The sequence below is a fragment of the Bradyrhizobium sp. 215_C5_N1_1 genome (assembly GCF_052075935.1).
In the GTDB taxonomy this organism is placed as follows: Bacteria; Pseudomonadota; Alphaproteobacteria; order Rhizobiales; family Xanthobacteraceae; genus Bradyrhizobium; species Bradyrhizobium barranii.
Genome location: NZ_CP197228.1, coordinates 1,210,813 through 1,233,325, shown reverse-complemented (window position 1 = coordinate 1,233,325; position 22,513 = coordinate 1,210,813). Strand labels below are relative to the sequence as shown.

Here is a 22,513-nt window from a genome sequence, read left to right as displayed (position 1 = left end):
CATGAGCGCTGCAGAAGAAGTCGTTGCAGAAGGCCACGAGGCGGTCGAGGCTGTTCCGAAGCGGGCCATGACGCTGGGCACCGGCACCTCGCTGGTGGTGCTCGCGGCACTGCTGATCGCACCCGTTTTCGTCAAGAACTTCATCATCTTCCAGATGACGATGCTCCTGATCTACGGGCTCGCGGTGCTGGCGCTGAACATCCTGACCGGCGGAAGCGGCCAATTCTCGCTCGGCCAGAGCGCGTTCTACGCGGTCGGTGCCTATACGACAGCGGTGCTGATGGAGCACTTCAACGTCAATTACGCGCTGACGCTGCCGATCGCCGGCGTCGTCTGTTTCGGCTTCGGCTTCCTGTTCGGGCAGCCGGCGCTGCGGCTCTCCGGCGTCTACCTCGCGCTTGCGACCTTCGCGCTCGCCACCGCCATGCCGCAGCTCCTCAAGCTGAACTTCCTCGAGCACTGGACCGGCGGCGTGCAGGGCCTCGTCGTCACCAAGCCGGACGCGCCGTTCGGGCTGCCGATGTCGCAGGACATGTGGCTGTATTACTTCACGCTCGTGGTCGTGATTGCGATCTACATCTTCTCGGTGAACCTGCTGCGTTCCCGCTCGGGCCGCGCCTTCATGGCGATCCGCGACAACGAGATCGCGGCCTCCGCGATGGGCGTCGACGTCGCGCTGTACAAGACGCTGGCCTTCGGCGTCTCCGCCGCCATCACCGGCATCGCCGGCTCGCTCGGCGCCATCGCGGTGCAATTCGTCGCGCCCGACAGCTACACCATCACGCTCGCGATCTCGCTGTTCCTCGGCATGGTCGTCGGCGGCGTCGGCTGGCTGCCCGGCTCGATCGTCGGCGCTGCCTTCATCATCTTCGTGCCGAACATCGCGGAGGGCATCTCCAAGGGCCTCTCCGGCGCGGTGTTCGGCGTGCTCCTGTTCCTCGTCATCTACCTCGTGCCGCATGGCGCAAGGCAAGTCGCGATCCTGGGCCAGCAACTCGCCGGTCGGCTCAGGAAGAACTGAAACGTCCATCCAGACTGTTGTTTTAACCAAGGAGACCCAATTGCTTTTCGGAAGAATACTGCGAACCACCGCACTCGTAACGGCGGTCGCGACCCTCACCTCCGGCGCAGCACTTGCCCAGAAGAAATACGACACCGGCGCGTCCGATACCGAGATCAAGATCGGCAACATCATGCCGTACAGCGGTCCGGCGTCGGCCTATGGCATCATCGGCAAGACCGAAGAAGCCTATTTCAAGATGATCAACGACAAAGGCGGCATCAACGGCCGCAAGATCAACTTCGTCACCTATGACGACGCCTATTCGCCGCCGAAGGCCGTCGAGCAGGTCCGCAAGCTGGTCGAGAGCGACGAAGTGCTGGCCGTGTACAATCCGCTCGGCACGCCCTCGAACACGGCGATCCAGAAGTACCTGAACGCCAAGAAGATCCCGCAGCTGTTCGTCGCCACCGGCGCCACCAAGTGGAACGACGCGAAGAACTTCCCCTGGACCATCGGCTGGCAGCCCTCCTACCAGAGCGAAGCGCAGATCTACGCGAAATGGCTGATGAAGGAAAAGCCGAACGCCAAGGTCGCGATCCTCTACCAGAACGACGATTTCGGCAAAGACTACCTCAAGGGCACCAAGGACGGTCTCGGCGCCAAGGGCGCGTCCATGATCATCATGGAAGAGAGCTACGAGATCTCCGAGCCGTCGATCGACGGCCACATCGTCAAGATCAAGGCCGCCAATCCCGACGTGCTGCTGATCTACGCGACGCCGAAGTTCGCGGCCCAGACCATCAAGAAGACCGCCGAGCTCAGCTGGAAGCCGCTCCAGATCCTCACCAACGTGTCGATCTCGGTCGGCAGCGTGATGAAGCCGGCCGGCTTCGAGGCCTCGCAGGACGTGCTGTCGGCGGCCTATGCCAAGGATTCCACCGACCCGCAGTGGAACAACGATCCCGGCATGAAGAAGTGGAACGAGTTCGTCGACAAGTACATGCCCGGCGCCGACAAGACCGACACCGGCATGGTCTACGGCTACGGCGCGGCGTCGACCCTGGTCAAGACGCTGGAGATGTGCGGTGACGACCTCACCCGCGCCAACCTGATGAAGCAGGCCGCTTCCTTGAAGGATTTTGCACCGGACACGCTGCTGCCCGGCGTCAAGATCAACACCAGCGCCACCGACTTCGCCCCGATTTCGCAGCTCCAGATGCAGCGCTTCAAGGGCGAGAAGTGGGAACTGTTCGGCGAGATCATCAGCGGCGACGTCGCCTCCGAGTGACGCTGACGCAATAGTCCAAGTCTGGTCAGTTCAAGTCTAGTCAAATCTGACAAAGCCCCCGCGGGCGACCGCGGGGGCTTTTTGTTGACGTCAGGCGTCAATCTTGTTCAATGCGGCGCCGATCCATTCCGGGTGGAGAAAGATGACTGTCGTTCGATTTCAGGTTGCGGCCGTTTCGGCCGCGCTCGCGTTGTGCACTGCGGTGAGCAGCCCGGCACTGGCGCAAAAGAAATACGACAGCGGCGCTTCCGATACCGAGATCAAGATCGGCAACATCATGCCCTATAGCGGGCCGGCCTCCGCCTATGCCGCGATCGGCAAGGCCGAGGAAGCCTATTTCAACAAGATCAATGCCGAGGGTGGCATCAACGGCCGCAAGATCAAGTTCATCTCCTACGACGACGGCTATTCGCCGCCGAAGACGGTGGAGCAGGCGCGCAGGCTGGTCGAGAGCGACGGCGTGCTGCTGATCTTCGGCTCGCTCGGCACCTCCACCAACGGCGCCATCCGCAAATACATGAACGAGAAGAAGGTGCCGCAGCTGTTCGTGGCGAGCGGCGCCTCCAAGTGGAACGATCCGAAGCAATATCCGTGGACCATGGGCTGGCAGCCGAGCTACGCCAGCGAGGCGCGCATCTACGCCAAATACATCATGAAGGAGAAGCCGGACGCGAAGATCGGCGTGCTCTACCAGAACGACGATTTCGGCAAGGACTATCTGAGAGGGCTGAAGGACGGCTTAGGGGCCAAGGCGTCGATGATCGTGCTCGAAGACGGCTACGACACGTCGGAGCCTGCGATCGACGAGCACGTCGTGAAGCTGAAGGCCTCGGGCGCCGACGTCTTCCTCAGCATCACCACGCCGAAATTCGCCGCGCAGGCGATCAAGAAGGCGGCCGAGATCAACTGGCATCCGGTCCACATCATCTCCAACGTCTCGGCGTCGGTCGGCGGCGTGCTCGAGCCCGCGGGCATGGAGATCTCGCAAGGCATCCTGTCGGCGAGCTACACCAAGGACGGCTCCGACCCGCAATGGAATGCCGATGACGGCATGAAGAAGTTCTATAGCTTCCTCGCGCAGTACGACCCCAAGGCCAACAAGCTCGATGCCGGCGTGGTGTTCGGCTATGCCGCGGCCCAGACCATGGTGAAGGTGCTGCAGATGTGCGGCGACGAGCTCACCCATGAGAACGTCATGAAGCAGGCCGCTTCCTTGAAGGATTTCGAGCCCGACACGCTGCTGCCCGGCATCAAGATCAACACCTCCGCCGATAATTTCGCCCCGATCGAGCAGCTCCAGATGATGCGGTTCAAGGGCAGGAAATGGGAGCTGTTCGGCGACATCATCTCGAGCGAGCTCGGCCACTGAAGCCGCGCAACTCAAAATCGCCTCCGACTGGTTAATCAACTCAAGACAGCGGCGCCGTCTCGCAGTCGCACACGAGCGCGCGCCGGTCCTTGACTACTAAAGGAGCAGCCCCTGCGACACAGCCGCGGGGGCTTTCTGTTGAAGGCTCCCGGTAAATCGTATTGAATTGCCTCCGCGCCGCCAAAAATCATCAAGCCAAGAAAAGGGACGCACACACACCAAGAAAATAGGGAGATAGGAATGCCCGCTGTCACCGGCAAACTTGCGGCCGCGTCACTGGCGCTTGCGCTCATTGCGGCCTCGGCCTCCACTGCATCGGCCCAGAAGAAATACGATACCGGCGCGACCGACACCGAAATCAAGATCGGCAACATCATGCCCTACAGCGGACCGGCCTCCGCCTACGGCATCATCGGGCGGACCGAAGCCGCCTACTTCAAGAAGATCAACGACGAGGGCGGCATCAACGGCCGCAAGATCAATTACATCTCCTATGACGACGCCTACTCGCCGCCGAAGACGGTGGAGCAGGCTCGCAAGCTGGTCGAGAGCGACGAGGTGCTGTTCATCTTCAACTCGCTCGGCACGCCGCCGAACTCGGCGATCCACAAATACATGAACTCGAAGAAGGTGCCGCAGCTGTTCGTCGCGACCGGCGCCACCAAGTGGAACGATCCGCAGAACTTCCCCTGGACGATGGGCTGGCAGCCCAATTACCAGAGCGAGACGCAGATCTATGCGAAGTGGCTGCTGAAGAACAAGCCGGACGCCAAGATCGCCGTGCTGTTCCAGAACGACGATTACGGCAAGGACTATCTCAAGGGCCTGAAGGATGGCCTCGGCTCGAAAGCCGCCTCGATGATCATCATCGAAGAGAGCTACGAGACCTCCGAGCCGACCATCGACAACCACATCGTCAAGCTGAAGTCGACCGGCGCCGACGTCTTCATGAACATCACGACGCCGAAATTCGCCGCGCAAGCGATCAAGAAGAATTCCGAGATCGGCTGGAAGCCGCTGCACTTCCTCAACAACGTCTCGGCCTCCGTCGGCAGCGTGATGAAGCCGGCCGGCTTCGAGAACGGCCAGGACATCATCTCGGCCGACTATCTCAAGGACGTGTCGGATCCCGCGTGGAACAACGATCCCGGCATGAAGGAGTTTCTGGCGTTCATGACCAAATACTTCCCCGAGGGCGACAAGCTCGATAAGGGCACGATCGTCGGCTATGCCGTGGCGCAGACACTGGTCCAGGTCTTGAAGCAGTGCGGTGACAATCTCACGCGCGAGAACATCATGAAGCAGGCGGCGAACCTGAAGGACTTCCGCACCGAGGCGCTGCTGCCGGGCGTGAAGGTCAACACCTCGCCGACCGATTTCGCGCCGATCAGCCAGCTTCAACTCGAGAAGTTCAAGGGCGAGAAGTGGGAGCTGTTCGGAGACGTGATCAGCGCCGACGTCGGCGGCTAACCCCAAACGACAGAGAGCCCCCTGCGCGGCCATCGCAGGGGGCTTTTGCTTGCGCGCGGATTATGATCACGCGATTGCACAATCGAATGATGGTAAAGCCCGCTTACGCTTTGGCGCCTGATGCGGTAGGCAGGGAGCCGGCGATTTTGTCGCCATCATTTCAGTTCGCTGAAGGCCTTCGCCATGACCGACCGACGTCCCCTGCTCCGCGCGCTCTACGACGCCGCCGTTGCCGCCGCCCATCCCAGCACGATTCTGGCGCCGCATCTGCGGCCCGCGCCGAAAGGGCGTGTGATCTGCCTCGCCGCCGGCAAGGGCGCGGGTGCGATGGCCGCGGCAGCCGAGCGGCATTATCTCGACACGCTCAAGCTCGCGCCGGAGCGCCTCGTCGGCATCGCCACCACGCGCCATGGCTACGGCGTGCCGACCCGCCGCATCCGCGTGGTCGAGGCCGGCCATCCCGTTCCCGATGAAGCCGGCCTGAAGGGCGCCGCCGATACGCTCGCGCTCGCGAGCGAGGCCGGGCCCGACGATCTGCTGCTGGTGCTGCTCACCGGCGGCGGCTCGGCGAACTGGATCGCGCCGGTGGACGGCATCAGCTTCGCGCAGAAGCAGGCGGTCAACAAGGCGCTGCTCCGCTCGGGCGCGCCGATCGGCGAGATGAACACGGTCCGGAAACATTTGTCGCGGATCAAGGGCGGCCGGCTGGCGCGCGCCGGCAAGAATGCCGCCGAGATCGTGACGCTCGCGATTTCCGACGTGCCGCACGACGATCCGTCCGCCATTGCCTCCGGCCCCACCGTGCCCGATCCGACCACGCTGGCGGATGCGCGCGCGATCGTCGCGAAGTACAAGCTCGTCATCGACGACGCCGTCCGCCGCGCGCTCGACGATCCCGCCAACGAAAGCGCTAAGCCTGACGATACCGCCTTTGCCCGCGCGCATTTCGAGCTGATCGCGCGGCCCAAGCAATCGCTCGACGCCGCGGTGAAGCTCGCCAAGGAAGCTGGCTACGAGACCATCGATCTCGGCGCCGATCTCGAAGGCGAGGCGCGCGAGGTCGCAGCCGATCACGCCAGGCTCGCGCTTCAGGCGCGCGCGCAAGGCAAGCGCCTCGCGATCCTCTCCGGCGGCGAACTCACCGTTACCGTGCGCGGCAATGGGCGCGGCGGCCCCAACCAGGAATACGCGCTGGCGCTCACCGGCCTGTTGAAGGACACGCCTGATGTTTCCGCTCTCGCCGGCGACACCGACGGCGCCGATGGCGGCGCCGGCCATCCCACCGATCCCGCGGGCGCGCTGATTGATGCTGCGACGTTCGCCAAGATGAAGGCGCTGGCGCTTCAGCCGCAGGCGTACCTGGACAACAACGACGCGACGACGTTCTTCGAGGCAACCGGCGATTTGCTGATGCCGGGACCGACACTGACGAACGTGAACGATATCAGGGTGATCTTGGTGGATTGAGGCGCCTGCCCAGGTCTCACTGTCATTCCCCGCGACCCGGCTACGCCAAGGCTTCGCCGGGGTTGAGGTCCAGGGGCGCCGAAGCTTTAGCGTAGGCGGCAGGCGGGGAATCCAGTACGCCGCGGCCTATCGGTTCGATCACAAACGTCTCGGAGTACTGGATCGCCCGGTCAAGCCGGGCGATGACAGCCGGGCCTCAAAACTCGTTCGCGATCTTCGAGAGCATCCCGATCAGGGCTTCGCGGTTGGCCTGCCCGAGCAGCTCGTTCAGCCGGGACTCGTGCTTGGTGGCGACGAGCTTTTTCGCCCGGGTCAGCACGGCCTTGCCCTTGTCGGTCAGCACCAGGATGTGCGAGCGGCGGTCGTTGGTGGAGCGGATCCGCGCGCAGAGGTCGCGGCTCTCCAGATTGTCGAGCATCGCCACGAAGTTCGGGCGCAGGATGCCCAGCGTCGAGGCGATCTCGGTCTGGTTACGGCCCGGATTCTTCTCGACCAGCAGCAGCACGGAGAACTGCGCGGGCGTGAGCTGGAGCGAGGCCATGCAGCGCAAAAAGTTCTCGAACACCTTGAGCTGCGCCCGCTTCAGCACGTAGCCGAGCTGTTCGGAGAGCTCGCCAAGCTGGAGGGCTTCAGGCTGGGCCTCGGCCGCGTCCTTGCGGCCCTTGGCCGCGTCGCCGGGCTTTTCAGAAGACTTTTCAGCGGTTTTGGAAACGGTCATCGCCTCGTGCTCGTGATCCCGCTAAATTCGGGGCGGGTCGTCCGCCCCACCCTTGAAGTTATATTTGATAATTGTTATGGACCATATCAAATATCGTCAGCGTTTCAATGGCTGTGAGCGGACCGTCCACCGCAATTGCGGAGCCCGGTCCCGATCTTTGAGGGGGAGCGTCCGGTCTTGAATACCACCATCATGCTGTTCCTGGTACAGGACGGCATCACCAATGGCGCGATCTATGCGCTGCTCGGCCTGGCGCTGGTGCTGGTGTTCGCCGTCACGCGCGTCATCCTCATTCCCCAGGGCGAATTCGTCACCTACGGCGCGCTGACCTATGCCTCGCTGGCCGCGGGCCAGATGCCGGGCACGGCAAAGCTCGCGCTGGCGCTGGGCATCGGCGCCTTCGTGTTCGACCTGTTCGTGGCGCGCAAGGCGCTGCACGGCCGCCTGATCGTGCGCAGCCTCGTCACCAACGTCGTGCTGCCGGCCATCGTGCTGGCGCTGACCATCTACTTCGCCGCCCAGAAGCCGCCGGTGGCGGTCTGCATCGCGCTGTCGCTGGTGATCGTGGCGATGATCGGCCTCTACCTCTACCGCATCGCGTTCCAGCCGCTGGCGCACACCTCCGTGCTGGTGCTGCTGATCGCATCGGTGGGCGTCCACCTGGCGCTGCAGGGCCTCGGCCTGCTGTTCTTCGGCGCCGAAGGCCAGCGCGGACCTGCCGTGCTATCAGGCTCCTTCACCGCCGGTGCACTGCGCTTCACCGGCCAGAGCATCACCGTCTACGGCATCACCATCGCCTTCATCGTCGGGCTCTGGCTGTTTTTCGGGCTGACGCTCTACGGCAAGGCGCTGCGCGCGACCGCCGTGAACCGGCTCGGCGCCCGCCTTGCCGGCATCCGCACCACGCTGTCCGGCCAGATCGCCTTCCTGCTGGCGTCCGTCATCGGCGCGCTGTCGGGCATCATGATCGTGCCGATCACGACGCTCTATTACGACTCCGGGTTCCTGATCGGCCTGAAGGGCTTCGTTGCCGCGATCATCGGCGGCCTCGTCAGCTATCCGCTCACCGCCGTCGCGGCGCTGGTCGTCGGCATCGTCGAGGCGTTCTCGTCCTTCTACGCCTCCAACTACAAGGAAGTGATCGTCTTCATGCTGCTGATCCCCGTGCTGCTGCTGCGCTCGCTCGCCGCGCCCGCGGTCGAGGAAGAGAAGGACTGACGCGCATGCAGAGCCGGCTTCCCATCCTCGTCTTCGCGCTTCTCATGGCGGCGATCCCGCATCTCCCGGGCATGCCGCCGTTCTGGATCGTGCTGCTCGACAATATCGGCCTTGCCGCCCTCGTCGCGATGGGCCTCGTGCTGCTCACCGGCGTCGGCGGCCTGACCTCGTTTGGCCAGGCGGCTTTCGTCGGCTTCGGCGCCTACACCACCGCGGTGCTGTCGACGGCCAATGGCCTGTCGCCGTGGCTGACCTTGCCGCTGTCGCTGCTGGTCAGCGGATCGTTGGCGGTGCTGCTCGGGCTGGTGACCGTCCGTCTCTCCGGGCACTATCTGCCCCTCGGCACGCTCGCCTGGGGGCTGGGCCTGTTCTATCTCTTCAGCAAGCTGGAATTCTTGGGAAGAAACGACGGCATCTCGGCGATCCCGCCCCTGTCGATCGGCTCGTTCAAGATGCTCTCGCCCGGCTCGATCTATTACGCGATCTGGGTTGCCGTGATCCTCTCGGCCCTGCTCACGATGAACCTGCTGGATTCCCGCACCGGCCGCGCCATCCGCGCGCTGCGGCGCGGACACGTCGCGGCCGAAGCGTTCGGCGTGCACACGCCGCGCGCAAAGCTGCTGGTGTTCATCCATGCCGCGGTGCTCGCCGGCCTCTCCGGCTGGCTCTACGCGCATCTCCAGCGCGCGGTGAACCCGACGCCGTTCGGCGCACAGGCCGGTATCGAATATCTCTTCATCGCGGTGGTCGGCGGCGCCGGCTATGTCTGGGGCGGCGTGCTGGGCGCGGCCATCGTCGTGGTCCTGAAGGAGGTGCTGCAAAGCTATTTGCCGCTGATCCTGCCCGGCTCCGGACAGGTCGAGACCATCGTGTTCGGCATCATGCTGGTGGCGCTGCTCCAGCTTGCGCCCGGCGGCGTCTGGCCCTGGCTGATGTCGTTCCTGCCCGAGCGAACCCGCGGCAAGAAGCCGGACACCTCGCTGAAACTGGAGCAGCGCACCCGCGCGGCCGGCCAGTCCGGGGTCCTGCTCCAGGTCGAGAAGGCGCGAAAGCAGTTCGGTGGCGTGATCGCGGTCAACAACGTCTCCTTCGACGTGCAGGCCCGCGAGATCGTCGCGTTGATCGGACCGAACGGCGCCGGCAAGAGCACGACATTCAACCTGATCACCGGCGTTCTGTCGGCAACATCGGGCTCGATCTCGGTGCTCGGCAAGAAGGTCGACAGGGCGCCTCCGCAGGAGATCGTCAAGCTCGGCATCTCCCGCACCTTCCAGCATGTGAAGCTCGTCCCTGACATGACCGTGCTGGAGAATGTCGCGATCGGCGCGCATCTGCGCGGCCATTCGGGACCGATCTCCTCGATGCTGCGGCTCGACCGCGCCGATGAAGCGAGGCTGCTCGCGGAGGCCGCCCGCCAGATCGAGCGCGTGGGCCTCGCCGAGCAGATGCATCAGCTCGCAGGCTCGCTCTCGCTCGGCCAGCAGCGCATCGTCGAGATCGCGCGTGCGCTGTGCGTCGATCCGATGCTGCTGCTGCTCGACGAGCCGGCCGCCGGCCTGCGCCACATGGAGAAGCAGCGCCTTGCCGCGCTGCTGCGCGAATTGCGCGACGGCGGCATGAGCGTGCTTCTTGTCGAGCACGACATGGGCTTCGTGATGAACCTCGCCGACCGCATCGTGGTGCTCGATTTCGGCACCAAGATCGCGGAAGGCACGCCCGCCACGATCAAGACCAATCCCGAAGTGATCAAGGCCTATCTCGGAGTGGCGGCATGAGCGCGCTGTTGTCCGTCGCCGACGCACATGTCGCCTATGGCAAGGTCGAGGCCGTGCGTTCGGTCTCGCTCGAGGTCGGCGCCAACCAGATCGTCACCATCGTCGGGGCCAATGGCGCCGGCAAGACCACGCTGCTCTCCGCCATCATGGGCATTCTGCCGCTGAAAGGCCGCGTCGCCTTCGCAGGGCAGGATCTGTCACGGCTCGACATCGAGGACCGCGTCGCGATGGGGCTCGGCCTCGTCCCCGAGCACCGCGAATTGTTCGTGACCATGAATGTCGAGGACAATCTCGAGCTCGGGGCCTTCCGCATCGAGCGCAGCAAGGCGAAAACCTCGATGGAGCGCGTCTACACGCTGTTTCCGCGGCTGAAGGAGCGGCGCAAGCAGCTCGCGGGCACCCTCTCCGGCGGCGAGCAGCAGATGCTCGCGATGGGCCGCGCACTGATGGGCGAGCCGAAGCTCTTGATGCTGGACGAGCCGAGCCTCGGCCTCGCCCCGATCATCGTCGCCGACATCTTCCGCATCGTCACTGAGCTGCGCGCCAGCGGCGTCTCCGTGCTTCTGGTCGAGCAGAACGCACAAGCCGCGCTGAAGATCGCGGACCAGGCCTATGTGATGGAGCTCGGCGAGTTTGTGCTCAGCGGCAAGGCGAGCGATGTCGCGGCGAACGAGCGCGTCGCGGCCAGCTATCTCGGCTTCCAGCACGAAGGCGCGAGTGTGATCTGATTTCTTGGCTAGGTCCGCTTCCCTTCGCGGCCTTCGGCCGCCGTTCTTAAGAACGCCGATGCTTCGCATCGGCGGCTATCGCGCCTGATGAGGGGCTCTCTCCGCCAATTGCGACGTGGGACCATCGCAGGCGGAGAGAAACCCCTCACCCGTCTCGTCGCTACGCGACGAGCCACCCTCTCCCGCAAGGGGAGAGGGTACACCGTGCGAGCCGGACTAGCTTTCGCTTGAAGGCAGACTCGCTTTTCCCTTCAACGCCGCGACCTCCGCTTCCAGCTCCGCGATCCTCGCATCCCTCGCCGCCAGCGCTGCCGCGACATCCGGCGCATCGAACTTCTGCGGAATGTGCTGCGGGCAGTTGGTGTCCCACGCTGCGATCTTGAACAGGATCACCTGCTCCGGGCGCGCGCGGTAGCCCTTGGGCATCAGCGACGTCGTCAGCGCCTCGTCGTCCTCGACGACGCGCGCCTCGCCCCAGATCTTGACGCGGCGGCGATGGGCGTAGTCCATCACGAAGATATAGGCCTTGGGATTCTCGGACAGGTTTCCCTGCGTGATGTATTGCCGGTTGCCGGCGTAGTCCGTGAAAGCCAGCGTCTGCTTGTCCAGCACCTTCAGAAACCCCTTCGGGCCGCCGCGGTGCTGGATGTAGGGCTGGCCATCGGCCGAGGCGGTGGCGAAATAGAAGCTGCTGGCGTCAGCCAGGAACGCCGCGAGGTTCTCATCGACCTCGGTGCGCCATCCGCGCTGCTCGGCATGAGCATAGCCTTCGCGTGATCCCTTTCGGGTCTGGATCGATTTCACCGCCGGCGTGAACGCGACGTCGCTGGCGTAGGTGTGAGTTGCCGTCATCGGAACATCTCCTGAAATCCCGGCGCATCCCTGCGTCTTTCGCTGTCTAAGATGGACCTTCCGGCGGGCAAAACAATCTGGCCACTTGACACTTAATCATTGCGATATATGCAATAATACCATGGACCGCCTCGAAGCCATGCACGTCTTCGTCACCGTCGCCGATCTGCGCGGCTTTGCGCCGGCGGCGCGCAAGCTGCAGCTGTCGCCGTCGGCCGTGACGCGGCTGATCGCGGCGCTGGAGGAGCATCTCGGCGCGCGGCTGCTGCAGCGCACCACCCGGCAGGTGAGATTGACCGATGTCGGCACGCGCTATCTGGAGCGCGCGCGGCGCATCCTCGCCGATGTCGAGGAGGCCGACGGCTCCGCGCGCGAGGAGCGCAACCGGCCGAGCGGCCGTCTGGTGGTGTCGGCGCCCCTCGGCTTCGGGCGGCTGCATGTCTCGCCGGTCATGACCGATTATCTCAAGCGCTATCCGGAGGTCACGGCCGAGCTCAGGCTCTCGGACAACCTCGTCAATCTCGTCGAGGACGCAGTCGATGCCGCGGTGCGGATCGGCCATCTCGCCGATTCTTCGCTGGTCGCACGCCAGGTCGGCGAGATGCGGCGGATCACGGTGGCGACGCCGGGCTACCTGAAGCGCCACGGCGAGCCGAAGACGCCCCAGGAATTGCTCGCGCACCAGACCATCGCGTTCGGCCCCTACGCCAATTGGCACTTCGTGCAGGACGGCCGCGATATCGAGTGGACGCCGACGCCACGTTTTACCAGCAACAGCGCCGACGCCGCCCTGCAATATGCAGAAGCCGGCGGGGGCATCACGCGGGTGCTGGCCTATCAGGCCGCGGAGGGGTTGAAGCGCGGGCGGCTAAAAATCGTGCTGGCGAAATACGAGCAGCCGGCGCTGCCGATCCACATCGTCTATCCGACCTCGCGTTTGCTGTCGGCCAAGGTGCGGGCGTTCGTCGATCTCGTGGTGGAGACGGCGGAGTGGCGGTTTGGGTGATGGTCTCGTGTCCCGGACGCGCTGCAACGCGTAGCGTTGCTGCGCAGAGCCGGGCCCCAGAAGGCCAGAGCAAGGGCCGCGGATGGATGGGCCCCGGCTCTGCGGAGCGGCACTTCGCGCCGCACCGCGTCCGGGGCACGAGGGCCTTACCCCTTCTTCGGAACCACCCGAAATGTCCCGCTGGCGCGCGCGATCACGGTGTCGTCCGCCTTCACCAGACATTGCGCGAAACAGATCGTCTTGCCGGTCCGGATCACGTCGCTCTCGATCGCGAGCCACTGACCGATCTCGGCGGAGCCGACGAAATCGACCGTGAGCGAGATCGTGACGAACGAGATGGTCCAGTTCGTCATCTGCGCGCAGCTATAGCCCATGGCGTTGTCCGCGAGTGCGGCGATGAGGCCGCCATGGATCAGGCCGCGGCCGTTGGTGTGCGGCCTGGCGAGACGCAGGCCGATGATCACGGCCTTGTCGGTTTTCTTCGCGTAGAGCGGCTCCCACGGCTCGGTGAGCGGACTCTTGCGGGAAAGCGGCTCGAAGCCGTCGGGGATGTCGGTGTCGGTCATAGCGTGTCTCGCGTTGCTGGCTGGCGCCATTGAACGCGATGGACGTGACGGACGCATCACCTACAAAGTTTTAAACGGAATTTGCGCGGGTGTTTGAAATGGGCACTCCCGTCATTGCGAGGAGCGAAGCGACGAAGCAATCCAGACTTTCTCCGCGGAAACAGTCTGGATTGCTTCGCTTCGCTCGCAATGACGATGTGGAGAAAACACGCGATGCCGTAGGGTGGGCAAAGGCGCATCGCGCCGTGCCCACCATCTCATAGCAAACGCAAAAGCTGGTGGGCACGCTGCGTTTTGCCCACCCTACGGCACCCTCCTAAAACGGCAGCCCCACATAGTTCTCCGACAGCGACGTCACCGCGGCCTGCGACTGCGTGACGTAGTCGAGCTCGGCGAGCTGGATGCGCCCGCCGATGGTGCCGGTGTCGGGGAATTTGTGCAGCATCGAGGTCATCCACCAGGAGAAGCGCACCGCTTTCCAGACCCGCGCCAGCGCCGTGGCGGAATAGGCGTCGATGCCGGCGTTGGATTTCTCGTCGTAGAATTCGCGCAGTGCGTTCGACAGATAATGCGCATCGCTGGCAGCTAAGTTCAGCCCCTTCGCACCGGTCGGCGGCACGATGTGGGCGGCGTCGCCGCACAGGAACATCTTGCCGAACCGCATCGGCTCGGCGACGAAGCTGCGCAGCGGCGCAATGCTCTTCTCGATCGAGGGGCCCGTGACCAGACTGTCGGCCGCCTCCTGGTCGAGCCGGCGCTTCAATTCGTCCCAGAAGCGGTCGTCCGGCCATTGGTCGACATGGTCGTCGAGCGCGCACTGCACGTAGTAGCGGCTGCGCTTGGTCGAGCGCATGGTGCAGAGCGCAAAGCCGCGGGCGTGGTTGGAATAGATCAGCTCGTGGCTGACAGGGGGCGTCTCCGAGAGGATGCCGAGCCAGCCGAACGGATAGATCCGCTCGAACTCCTCAATCGCCGTGGCCGGGACGCTGGCGCGGCTGACGCCGTGAAAGCCATCGCAGCCGGCGATGAAGTCGCAATCGATCGTGTGGGTGACCCCGTCCTTGACATAGGTGACGCGCGGCCGACTGCCGTCGAAATCATGCGGCTGCACGTCCTTGGCCTCGTAGACCGAGGTGAGACCCGCGGCCTTGCGCGCATTCATCAGGTCGAGCGTGACCTCGGTCTGGCCATAGATCATGACCGTCTTGCCGGTCGCGGCCTTCATGTCGATGCGGTGACGGCGGCCGGAAAAGGCGAGCTCGATGCCTTCATGCACCAGGCCTTCGGCATGCGCCCGCGCGCTGGCGCCGATCTGGTCGAGCAGCGCGACGGTTCCCTCCTCGAGGAGGCCGGCACGGATGCGGCCCAGCACGTAGTCCGGGCTCTGCCGCTCCAGAATCACATTGTCGATGCCGTATTGGTGCAGCAGTTGCCCAAGCAACAATCCGGCCGGCCCGGCCCCGATGATTGCGACTTTTGTCCGCAATACTTGCTCCTCCCGATCCTGTAGGTTTTCGCCGCGGCTCGCTTGTCGCGTCGGTCCGCGCAAGATAATTATATCATATAATCGTTGGGCAAAAGGGGAGTGCGCCCGAGCAGCGACAAATCCATGCAACATGGCTGACGTAGATGACGCGGCGGCACGCCGCGCCAGTTCCGGCTTGAACGCGCCGGCAAATTAGATAACATGTTAATTAATGAGACCGGGCCATCGAAGCCCGCCGTCGAAACAGGGAGAGACGACCGATGAGGAAAGCCTGTCTGGCGTTGCTGCTGGCAGCAAGCGTGAGCCCCGCGTTCGCGCAGGACAAGACCTTCGACCTGAAGGTTTCGCACTGGGTGCCGGCCTCGCATCCGCTGCAGAAGTCCCTGGAAGACTGGGTGGCCGCGGTGAATAAGGATTCCGGCGGCACCATCACGGGCAAGGTGTTTCCCGCCCAGCAACTCGGCAAGGCATTCGACCATTACGACATGGCGCGCGACGGCATCGCCGACGTCACCTACGTCAATCCCGGCTATCAGCCCGGCCGCTTCCCGATCGTCGGCGCCGGCGAATTGCCGTTCCTGATCTCGGACGCCAAGGGCGGCTCGATGGGCCTGGATGCCTGGTATCGCAAATATGCCGAGAAGGAGATGAAGGACGTCAAATACTGCCTCGCCTTCGTCCACTCGCCTTCGTCGTTCCATTCCAAGACGAAGAAGATCGTGATGCCGGAGGACGTGAAGGGCCTGAAGATCCGTCCCGCGCACGCCACCATGGCGAATTTCGTCACCTCACTCGGCGGCACCAATGTGCAGTCCTCCGCACCTGAGGTCCGCGACATCATCGAGCGCGGCGTTGCCGACGGCGTCACCTTCCCCTGGGGCTCGCTGGTGCTGTTCGGCATCGACAAGGTGACCAAGTACGACATGGAGGCGCCGCTCTACACCACGACCTTCGTGTTCGTGATCAACAAGGACAAGTACAACGCGATGTCCGACAAGCAGAAGGCCGCGGTCGACAAGAACTGCTCGACCGAGATGGCCGGCGTGGTCGGCGAGCACTGGGGCAAGTTCGAGGACGCCGGCGTCGACAAGGTGAAGGCGGAAGCCGGCCACGAGGTCTACAAGCTGACGCCGGAACAGACCGCCGCCTGGAAGAAGGCCGCCGATCCCTTGGTCAAGACCTGGGGAGAAGGCGCCAAGAAGGCCGGCGCCGATCCCGACGCGGCGCTTAGCGAGCTCAAGGCGTCGCTGAAGAAGTACAACGCGCTGGCGGAGTGACGCCAAGCTGCGGCCGCGGCCGGCTCTCTTCTTCCCCCCTCCCCGTTCTTACGGGGACAGGGTTGGGGTGAGGGGCTGCTTCCGCAGAGACGGTGACAGCTCGATTCGCGGAGAGTCCCCCTCACCCGAATTCGAGCGACGCTCGAATTCGACCTCTCCCCGCAAGCGGGGCGAGGTGAAGTGCGCGGCGAGACCGAGATCAAACAATGACAGCACACGACGTGACACCTCCCATGAAGCGCTCCTGGATGGACCGCATCATCGACACGATCGAATGGATCGCGGCCGGCTTCGTCGGCATCGTCGCGCTCGACATCTTCCTGTCGGTGCTGCTGCGCAACACACTGAATTACTCGATCCCCGATTCGTTCGATATCGGCCGCATGCTGCTCGGCATTCTCATCTTCTGGGGCATCGCGGCGACGTCCTATCGCGGCACCCACATCACGGTCGACCTTGTCTGGGGCAATGTTGGGCCGCGCTATCAGCGCTGGATCGACGTGTTCGCAACGCTGGTGCTGCTGTTCGTCGTCACCGTGCAGACCTGGACGCTGTTCGACAAGGTGCGCGGCACCTACAACGACAATGTCCAGACCTTCGACATGCACATGCCGACCTGGCCGTTCTTCGCGGTCGCGTGGATCGGTGATGCCGCGGCCGTGCTGCTGATCGCGATCCGCACCTACCGCCTGATCTTCCATCCCGAAGACATGCACGATCCCAAATTGAAGGCGACGGAGTAATCATGAGCACCGATGCCGTCGCCTTAATCGGCTTCGTTTCCCTGTTCGTCCTGATGCTGCTGCGCGTGCCCGTCGGCATGGCCATGGGCCTCGTCGGCGTGACCGGCTTCGCCTATCTCGTCAACGGCACTGCGGCGCTGAAACTGGTCGGCCAGACCTCGATGCGTACGGTCACCGACTACACGTTCGGCGTCATCCCGATGTTCCTGCTGATGGGCTCCTTCGTCAGCAATTCCGGCATGAGCCGCGAGCTGTTCCGCGCCGCCAACGGTTTCGTCGGGCATCTGCGCGGCGGGCTCGGCATCGCCACCGTCGGCGCCTGCGGCGGCTTTGCCGCGATCTGCGGCTCCTCCGTCGCGACCGCCGCGACCTTCTCCGCGGTCGCCTATCCCGAGATGCGCCGCTTCGGCTATCCGCAATCGTTCGCCACCGGCGTGATCGCCGCCGGCGGCACGCTGGGCGCGATGCTGCCGCCGTCCACCGTGCTCGCGGTCTACGGCATCATCACCGAGCAGGACATCGGAAAGCTCTTCATCGCCGGCATCATTCCGGGCCTCCTGGCGATGACCATGTACATGATCACGATCTTCCTGATCGGTCATTTCCGCCCGGACTTCCTGCCCAAGGGCAAGGTGCTGCCGTGGCGCGAGCGCTTTGCGGGCCTGAAGGACATCTGGGCGCCGGTCTTGCTGTTCGTGTTCGTGATCGGCGGCCTCTACGGCCTGCCGTTCCTGCCGCGCTTCACGCCGACCGAAGCCGGCGGCGTCGGCGCCGCGGGCGCCTTCATCATCGGCGTGGTCACGGGGCGGCTCGACCGCGAGAAGATCCTGGCCTCGCTGCTGCAGGCGACGCGCACCGCGGCCGCCGTGTTCACCGTGCTGATCGGCGCGTTGATCTTCGGCTATTTCCTCACGGTGACGCAGACGCCGCAGAAGGTCACCGAATTCCTCACCGGTCTCGGTCTCGGCCCCTACGGCGTGCTGGCGCTGATCATGGTGATGTATCTCGTGCTCGGCTGCCTGATGGACGCCATGGCGATGATCATCCTCACCGTGCCGATCATCTTTCCCGTCATCACGCATCTCGGATTTGATCCGATCTGGTTCGGCGTCATCATCGTGATGACCGTCGAGCTCGGCCTGATCCATCCGCCGGTCGGGATGAACGTCTTTGTCATCAAGAGCGTGGTGAAGGACGTTTCCTTCTCCACGATCTTCAAGGGCGTGATCCCGTTCGTGGCGACGGATCTGGTGCGGCTGGTGATTTTGATCGCGTTCCCGCTGCTCGCGACCTGGCTGCCGACACGGATGATGGCGCACTGACGAGGTGAAGCGATGACCACACCGGCGCTCGAGACCAAATACGTCTTCACCGTCACCGCTGAGATCGGCGACGTCGTCACGGTCGGCGAGACCGGCATTGGGGTCCGCCGCATCATTCCGATTATCGGCGGCGAGGTGACCGGCACGATCACCGGCAAGGTGCTGCCGTTCGGCGCCGACTTCCAGACCATCCGCCCCAACGAGCTGATCGATCTCGAAGCGAAATACGCCTTCGAGACCGATGACGGCGCTATCGTCTATGTCGAGAACAAGGGCATGCGCTTCGGCCCGGTCGAGCTGCTGCAAAAGCTCAAGCGCGGCGAGCCGGTCGATCCGAAGCTGATCTATTTCCGCACAGTCCCGAAGTTCGAGACGGGGCACGAAAAATATCGCTGGCTGATGGAGCACGTTTTTGTCGGCTCAGCCGCACGCCATGCCGATCGCGTGGTGATCGACGTGCATCAGGTGCTGTGAGAAAGCTGCCACCTCGTCATTGCAAGCGCAGCGAAGCAATCCAGCATCTTTCCGCGGAGAGACTCTGGATTGCTTCGCTGCGCTCGCAATGACGGAGGATGTGGCAACAGCAGCGTATCACGAGGCCGTAGAGACCCCTGACCGCCGGATGAGACCCAGGCAATTCAATCCCCGCCAGGGGTGATATCCTCCCGCCCTCCTTGACTCCCCCAGAATTCGTTATACAACATAACTATTCTGACAAGGACGCAAATGACACAGGGAAACGCCGAGACCGCTGACGCGGGCGCCTCCGGGCTTTTGAGGATCGAGCGGGCGGACCGGGTTCTGACCGTGGGCCTGAACCGGCCGGCCAAGCGCAATGCGCTCAATGACGGCATTATCCTCGAAATCGGCGAGTGCTTTGCCTCCCTGCCCGAGGATATCGGCGCGGTCGTCATCCACGGCATCGGCGATCATTTCTCCTCCGGTCTCGACCTCTCCGAGCTTCAGGACCACGACGCGACCGGCGGCCTCCTGCATTCCCAGATGTGGCACCGGGTGTTCGACCGCATCCAGTACAGCCGCGTGCCTGTGATCGCTGCGCTGCGGGGCGCGGTGATCGGCGGCGGGCTGGAGCTTGCCTGCGCCGCCCATATCCGCGTCGCCGAGCCCTCGACCTATTTCGCCCTGCCGGAAGGGCAGCGCGGCATCTTCGTCGGCGGCGGCGGCTCGGTGCGGCTGCCGCGGCTGATCGGCGTTGCCAGGATGATGGACATGATGCTGACCGGCCGCGTCTATAGCGCGACCGAAGGCGCCTCCTACGGCTTTACACAATATGTGACGGAGGCCGGCAACGGGCTCGGCAAGGCGCTGGAGCTTGCGACCAAGGTCGCCTCCAACGCGCCGCTGACGAACTTCGCCGTGCTCCAGGCGCTGCCGATGATCGCGGAGGCCAATCCGCAGGCCGGCCTGCTGATGGAATCGCTGATGGCAACGGTTGCGCAGAGCGACAAAGAGGCAAAACGCAGGATTCGCGAATTCCTCGAACACAAGACCGCAAAGGTGAAGCCGAAGTCATGAGCGGGCAGCCGTCCTCTTCCAGCATGGAGCGCGGCGCGAGCACCTCCCCGCTGCGGCCCATTTCGTTCGGCGATCCCGTCGTCAACATCGAGCGGCGCGACGACGGCACGATTTATCTGCGGCCCAAACAGCCGCTCGGCGACTATCCGGTCCGCCTCACCGACCGCCTGCATCATTGGGCGACGACGACGCCGGACCGCGTCTTCATGGCCGAGCGCGAAGGCGGCCGCGGTTGGCGCAAGATCACTTACGCCGAGCTGCTCGCCGCCAGCCGGCACATTGCCTCCGGCTTGATTGCGCGCGGCCTGTCGGCGGAGCGGCCAGTCGTCATCCTCTCAGGCAATTCGATCGACCACGCGCTGCTGGCGTTCGGCGCGTTCTATGCCGGCATTCCGTTCTGCCCGGTTTCGCCGGCCTATTCGCTGGTGTCGAAGGATTACGGCAAGCTCTCTTACCTGATGAAGCTGCTGACGCCCGGCCTCGTCTTCGCCGAGGACGCCAGCAAGTTCGCGGATGCGCTCGCCGCCAATGTCACGCTCGGCACCGAGATCGCCGCGTCCTGGGGCAGCGTGCCGGGCCGCGACGTCACCCTGCTCGCCGACCTCATGGCGACGCCGCTCCACGGCGATCTCGACGCGATACACGACAAAATCGGCCCCGACACGATCGCAAAGTTCTTGCTGACCTCGGGCTCGACCGGCAATCCCAAGGCCGTCATCAACACCCAGCGCATGATCTGCGCCAACCAGGTGATGCTGCGCGAGACGCTCGCCTTCCTCAAGGACGAGCCGCCCGTCATCATCGACTGGCTGCCCTGGAATCATACGTTTGGCGGCAACCACAATATCGGGCTGACGCTCTACAATGGCGGCTCGATGTATCTCGACGCCGGCAAGCCGGTGCCGGGCGGCATCGAGGAGACCGTGCGCAATCTCCAGGAGATTTCACCGACGGTCTATTTCAACGTTCCCAAGGGCTATGAATCGCTGCTGCCGTATTTGCGCGACGACCAGGGCCTGCGCGCAAAGTTCTTCGACCGGCTGCACGCGATGTTCTTCTCGGGCGCCGCGCTGTCGCCGTTCGTCTGGAACAGCCTCGACGAGCTCGCGGTGAAGGAGAAGGGCTACCGCGTGCCGATGCTGACCGGCCTTGGCGCCACCGAGACCGCGCCGTTCTTCATGTCGGTCAATCCGCGCACCAGCCGTTCCGGCCATGTCGGGTTGCCCGTGTCGGGCAATGACGCCAAGCTGGTGCCGAACAACGGCAAGATGGAAGTGCGTGCCAAGGGGCCGAACGTGATGCCCGGCTATTGGCGCCAACCCGACATCACCGCGAAATCCTTCGACGAGGAAGGATTCTACAAGATGGGCGACGCGCTCAAGCCCGTCGATCCCGATGATCTCAACGCCGGCTTCGATTTCGACGGCCGCGTCAGCGAAGACTTCAAGCTCGGCAGCGGAACCTGGGTCAGTGTCGGCCCGCTGCGTGCGCGCTTCGTCGCCGCCTGCGCGCCGCTGGTGCGCGACGTCGTCATCGCCGGCATCAACCGCGACGAAATCTCCGCGCTGGTGCTGCTCGATCTCGACGGTTGCCGGCTGATCAACCCGACGCTGCCGGCCGACGATCTCACCGTCACCGCCCGCGACCGGCTGGTGCGCGAGGCCTTCCGCGAGCGCCTGACGGGCTTTCTGTCTTCGGCCACCGGTTCCTCGACGCGGATCACGCGCGCGATCCTGCTGGATACGCCGCTTTCGATCGACAAGGGTGAAGTCACCGACAAGGGCTCGATCAACCAGCGCGCGGTGCTGGAACATCGCGACGCGCTGATCGAGGAGCTCTACGCTGCCAATCCATCGGACCGTGTGATATCGGTCGGCTAAGAAACCATCGCCAAAGGAGAACGCCATGTTGTTGAAGGATCAGGCAGTCATCGTTACCGGCGGTGCATCGGGACTGGGCGCGGCGACCGCGCGAAAGCTGGCGGCGCAGGGTGCCAAGGTCGCGGTGTTCGACCTCAATGCCAAGCTTGCGGAGACCGTCGCCGCCGAGCTCAAGGGCGTCGCCGTGACCTGCGACGTCTCCGATGCCACCTCGGCTGAGGCCGCGATCACGCAGGCGACCAAGGCGCATGGACCCGCGCGCGTGCTGGTCAATTGCGCCGGCATCGGCGTCGCCAAGCGCGTGGTCGGCCGCGACGGGCCGATGGCGCTTGCCGATTTCGACAAGGTGATCAAGGTCAACCTCATCGGCACCTTCAACATGCTGCGCCTCGCCGCGACCGAGATGTCCAAGCTCGAGCCGCAGGCGACCGGCGAGCGCGGCGTCATCATCAATACGGCGTCCGTTGCCGCCTATGACGGCCAGATCGGCCAGTCGGCCTATTCCGCCTCCAAGGGCGGCATCGTCGGCATGACGCTGCCGATCGCACGCGAGCTCGCGCAGTTCGGCGTCCGCGTGCTGACGATCGCGCCCGGCCTGTTCCTGACGCCGCTGCTCGCCAACCTGCCGCAGGAAGCCCAGGACTCGCTCGCCGCCGCGATCCCGTTCCCGCGCCGGCTCGGCCACGCCGACGAGTTCGCCGCGCTCGCGCTGCACATGGTCGAGAATTCGTACCTGAACGGCGAAGTGGTGCGCCTCGACGGCTCGCTGCGCATGGCGCCGAAGTAAGGCGCAACGAAAGCAGGGCCAT

Annotated in this window: 20 protein-coding genes; 16 read left to right on the top strand and 4 right to left on the bottom strand. The window is 64.3% G+C overall.

Annotated elements, in window-relative coordinates; all coding sequences use genetic code 11:
* The first annotated feature begins 1 nt into the window (after position 1).
* The 5 genes from AB7G19_RS05745 (at position 2) to AB7G19_RS05725 (ending at position 6,597) form a co-directional block, all read left to right on the top strand.
* The gene (locus AB7G19_RS05745; protein WP_028151939.1) at positions 2-1,021 is read left to right on the top strand and encodes a branched-chain amino acid ABC transporter permease; all 1,020 of its coding nucleotides are present in this window, start codon (positions 2-4) and stop codon (positions 1,019-1,021) included.
* Positions 1,022-1,061: 40 nt separating this feature from the next.
* Positions 1,062-2,291: an ABC transporter substrate-binding protein gene (locus tag AB7G19_RS05740; protein ID WP_071916729.1), complete on the top strand. Its 1,230-nt coding sequence runs from the start codon at positions 1,062-1,064 to the stop codon at positions 2,289-2,291.
* Between the two features lie 142 nt (positions 2,292-2,433).
* On the top strand, positions 2,434-3,660 hold the full coding sequence (locus tag AB7G19_RS05735) for an ABC transporter substrate-binding protein (protein ID WP_085403582.1): 1,227 nt from the start codon (positions 2,434-2,436) through the stop codon (positions 3,658-3,660).
* Between the two features lie 240 nt (positions 3,661-3,900).
* Positions 3,901-5,130, top strand: coding sequence for an ABC transporter substrate-binding protein (locus AB7G19_RS05730; RefSeq protein ID WP_085403559.1), 1,230 nt, complete (start codon positions 3,901-3,903; stop codon positions 5,128-5,130).
* Positions 5,131-5,313: 183 nt separating this feature from the next.
* Positions 5,314-6,597, top strand: a complete 1,284-nt coding sequence (locus AB7G19_RS05725) for a glycerate kinase type-2 family protein (RefSeq protein WP_135214681.1) — start codon at positions 5,314-5,316, stop codon at positions 6,595-6,597.
* Positions 6,598-6,793: 196 nt separating this feature from the next.
* Here AB7G19_RS05725 and AB7G19_RS05720 read toward each other — a convergent pair whose 3' ends face one another.
* Complete coding sequence (locus tag AB7G19_RS05720) at positions 6,794-7,315, bottom strand: MarR family winged helix-turn-helix transcriptional regulator (protein ID WP_071916733.1); 522 nt, start codon at positions 7,313-7,315, stop codon at positions 6,794-6,796.
* Between the two features lie 177 nt (positions 7,316-7,492).
* Here AB7G19_RS05720 and AB7G19_RS05715 point away from each other — a divergent pair, with 177 nt between their 5' ends.
* Genes AB7G19_RS05715 through AB7G19_RS05705 form a run of 3 tightly spaced genes read left to right on the top strand, consistent with a single transcriptional unit; the run spans position 7,493 to position 11,036 of the window.
* Complete coding sequence (locus AB7G19_RS05715; RefSeq protein ID WP_085403557.1) at positions 7,493-8,533, top strand: branched-chain amino acid ABC transporter permease; 1,041 nt, start codon at positions 7,493-7,495, stop codon at positions 8,531-8,533.
* A gap of 5 nt (positions 8,534-8,538) precedes the next feature.
* Positions 8,539-10,308, top strand: coding sequence for a branched-chain amino acid ABC transporter ATP-binding protein/permease (locus AB7G19_RS05710; RefSeq protein WP_441267741.1), 1,770 nt, complete (start codon positions 8,539-8,541; stop codon positions 10,306-10,308).
* Positions 10,305-11,036 carry an ABC transporter ATP-binding protein gene (locus tag AB7G19_RS05705; protein ID WP_063980934.1) on the top strand — a complete coding sequence of 244 codons (732 nt, stop codon included), beginning with the start codon at positions 10,305-10,307 and terminating at the stop codon, positions 11,034-11,036. The genes AB7G19_RS05710 and AB7G19_RS05705 overlap by 4 nt, the downstream gene beginning before the upstream one ends.
* Before the next feature lie 216 nt (positions 11,037-11,252).
* Here the strand turns inward: AB7G19_RS05705 and AB7G19_RS05700 are convergent, their stop codons facing one another.
* Positions 11,253-11,888 (bottom strand): pyridoxamine 5'-phosphate oxidase family protein, encoded by a 636-nt coding sequence (locus AB7G19_RS05700; protein WP_085403555.1) that lies wholly within the window; start codon positions 11,886-11,888, stop codon positions 11,253-11,255.
* Positions 11,889-12,009: 121 nt separating this feature from the next.
* Here AB7G19_RS05700 and AB7G19_RS05695 point away from each other — a divergent pair, with 121 nt between their 5' ends.
* Positions 12,010-12,894 carry a LysR family transcriptional regulator gene (locus AB7G19_RS05695; RefSeq protein ID WP_085403554.1) on the top strand — a complete coding sequence of 295 codons (885 nt, stop codon included), beginning with the start codon at positions 12,010-12,012 and terminating at the stop codon, positions 12,892-12,894.
* Between the two features lie 146 nt (positions 12,895-13,040).
* On the opposite strand, the gene AB7G19_RS05690 is transcribed toward AB7G19_RS05695, so the two are convergent.
* Together AB7G19_RS05690 and pobA are read right to left on the bottom strand one after the other, a co-directional pair.
* Entirely contained in the window at positions 13,041-13,460 is a 420-nt protein-coding gene (locus AB7G19_RS05690; protein WP_085403553.1) for a PaaI family thioesterase, read from the bottom strand.
* Between the two features lie 316 nt (positions 13,461-13,776).
* Entirely contained in the window at positions 13,777-14,946 is a 1,170-nt protein-coding gene (pobA, locus tag AB7G19_RS05685) for a 4-hydroxybenzoate 3-monooxygenase (RefSeq protein ID WP_085403552.1), read from the bottom strand.
* Positions 14,947-15,206: 260 nt separating this feature from the next.
* Here pobA and AB7G19_RS05680 point away from each other — a divergent pair, with 260 nt between their 5' ends.
* The 7 genes from AB7G19_RS05680 (at position 15,207) to AB7G19_RS05650 (ending at position 22,491) form a co-directional block, all read left to right on the top strand.
* Positions 15,207-16,223, top strand: coding sequence for a TRAP transporter substrate-binding protein (locus AB7G19_RS05680; RefSeq protein WP_135214680.1), 1,017 nt, complete (start codon positions 15,207-15,209; stop codon positions 16,221-16,223).
* Between the two features lie 233 nt (positions 16,224-16,456).
* On the top strand, positions 16,457-16,966 hold the full coding sequence (locus AB7G19_RS05675) for a TRAP transporter small permease (protein WP_014498282.1): 510 nt from the start codon (positions 16,457-16,459) through the stop codon (positions 16,964-16,966).
* Between the two features lie 2 nt (positions 16,967-16,968).
* The gene (locus tag AB7G19_RS05670; RefSeq protein WP_071916741.1) at positions 16,969-18,288 is read left to right on the top strand and encodes a TRAP transporter large permease; all 1,320 of its coding nucleotides are present in this window, start codon (positions 16,969-16,971) and stop codon (positions 18,286-18,288) included.
* A gap of 12 nt (positions 18,289-18,300) precedes the next feature.
* Positions 18,301-18,762, top strand: coding sequence for a DUF3237 domain-containing protein (locus tag AB7G19_RS05665; RefSeq protein WP_441267740.1), 462 nt, complete (start codon positions 18,301-18,303; stop codon positions 18,760-18,762).
* Positions 18,763-19,014: 252 nt separating this feature from the next.
* Positions 19,015-19,824 (top strand): crotonase/enoyl-CoA hydratase family protein, encoded by an 810-nt coding sequence (locus AB7G19_RS05660; RefSeq protein WP_063980927.1) that lies wholly within the window; start codon positions 19,015-19,017, stop codon positions 19,822-19,824.
* Entirely contained in the window at positions 19,821-21,704 is a 1,884-nt protein-coding gene (locus AB7G19_RS05655; RefSeq protein ID WP_085403549.1) for a feruloyl-CoA synthase, read from the top strand. The genes AB7G19_RS05660 and AB7G19_RS05655 overlap by 4 nt, the downstream gene beginning before the upstream one ends.
* Positions 21,705-21,729: 25 nt before the next feature.
* Positions 21,730-22,491 (top strand): 3-hydroxyacyl-CoA dehydrogenase, encoded by a 762-nt coding sequence (locus AB7G19_RS05650; protein ID WP_085403548.1) that lies wholly within the window; start codon positions 21,730-21,732, stop codon positions 22,489-22,491.
* Positions 22,492-22,513: the final 22 nt, after the last annotated feature.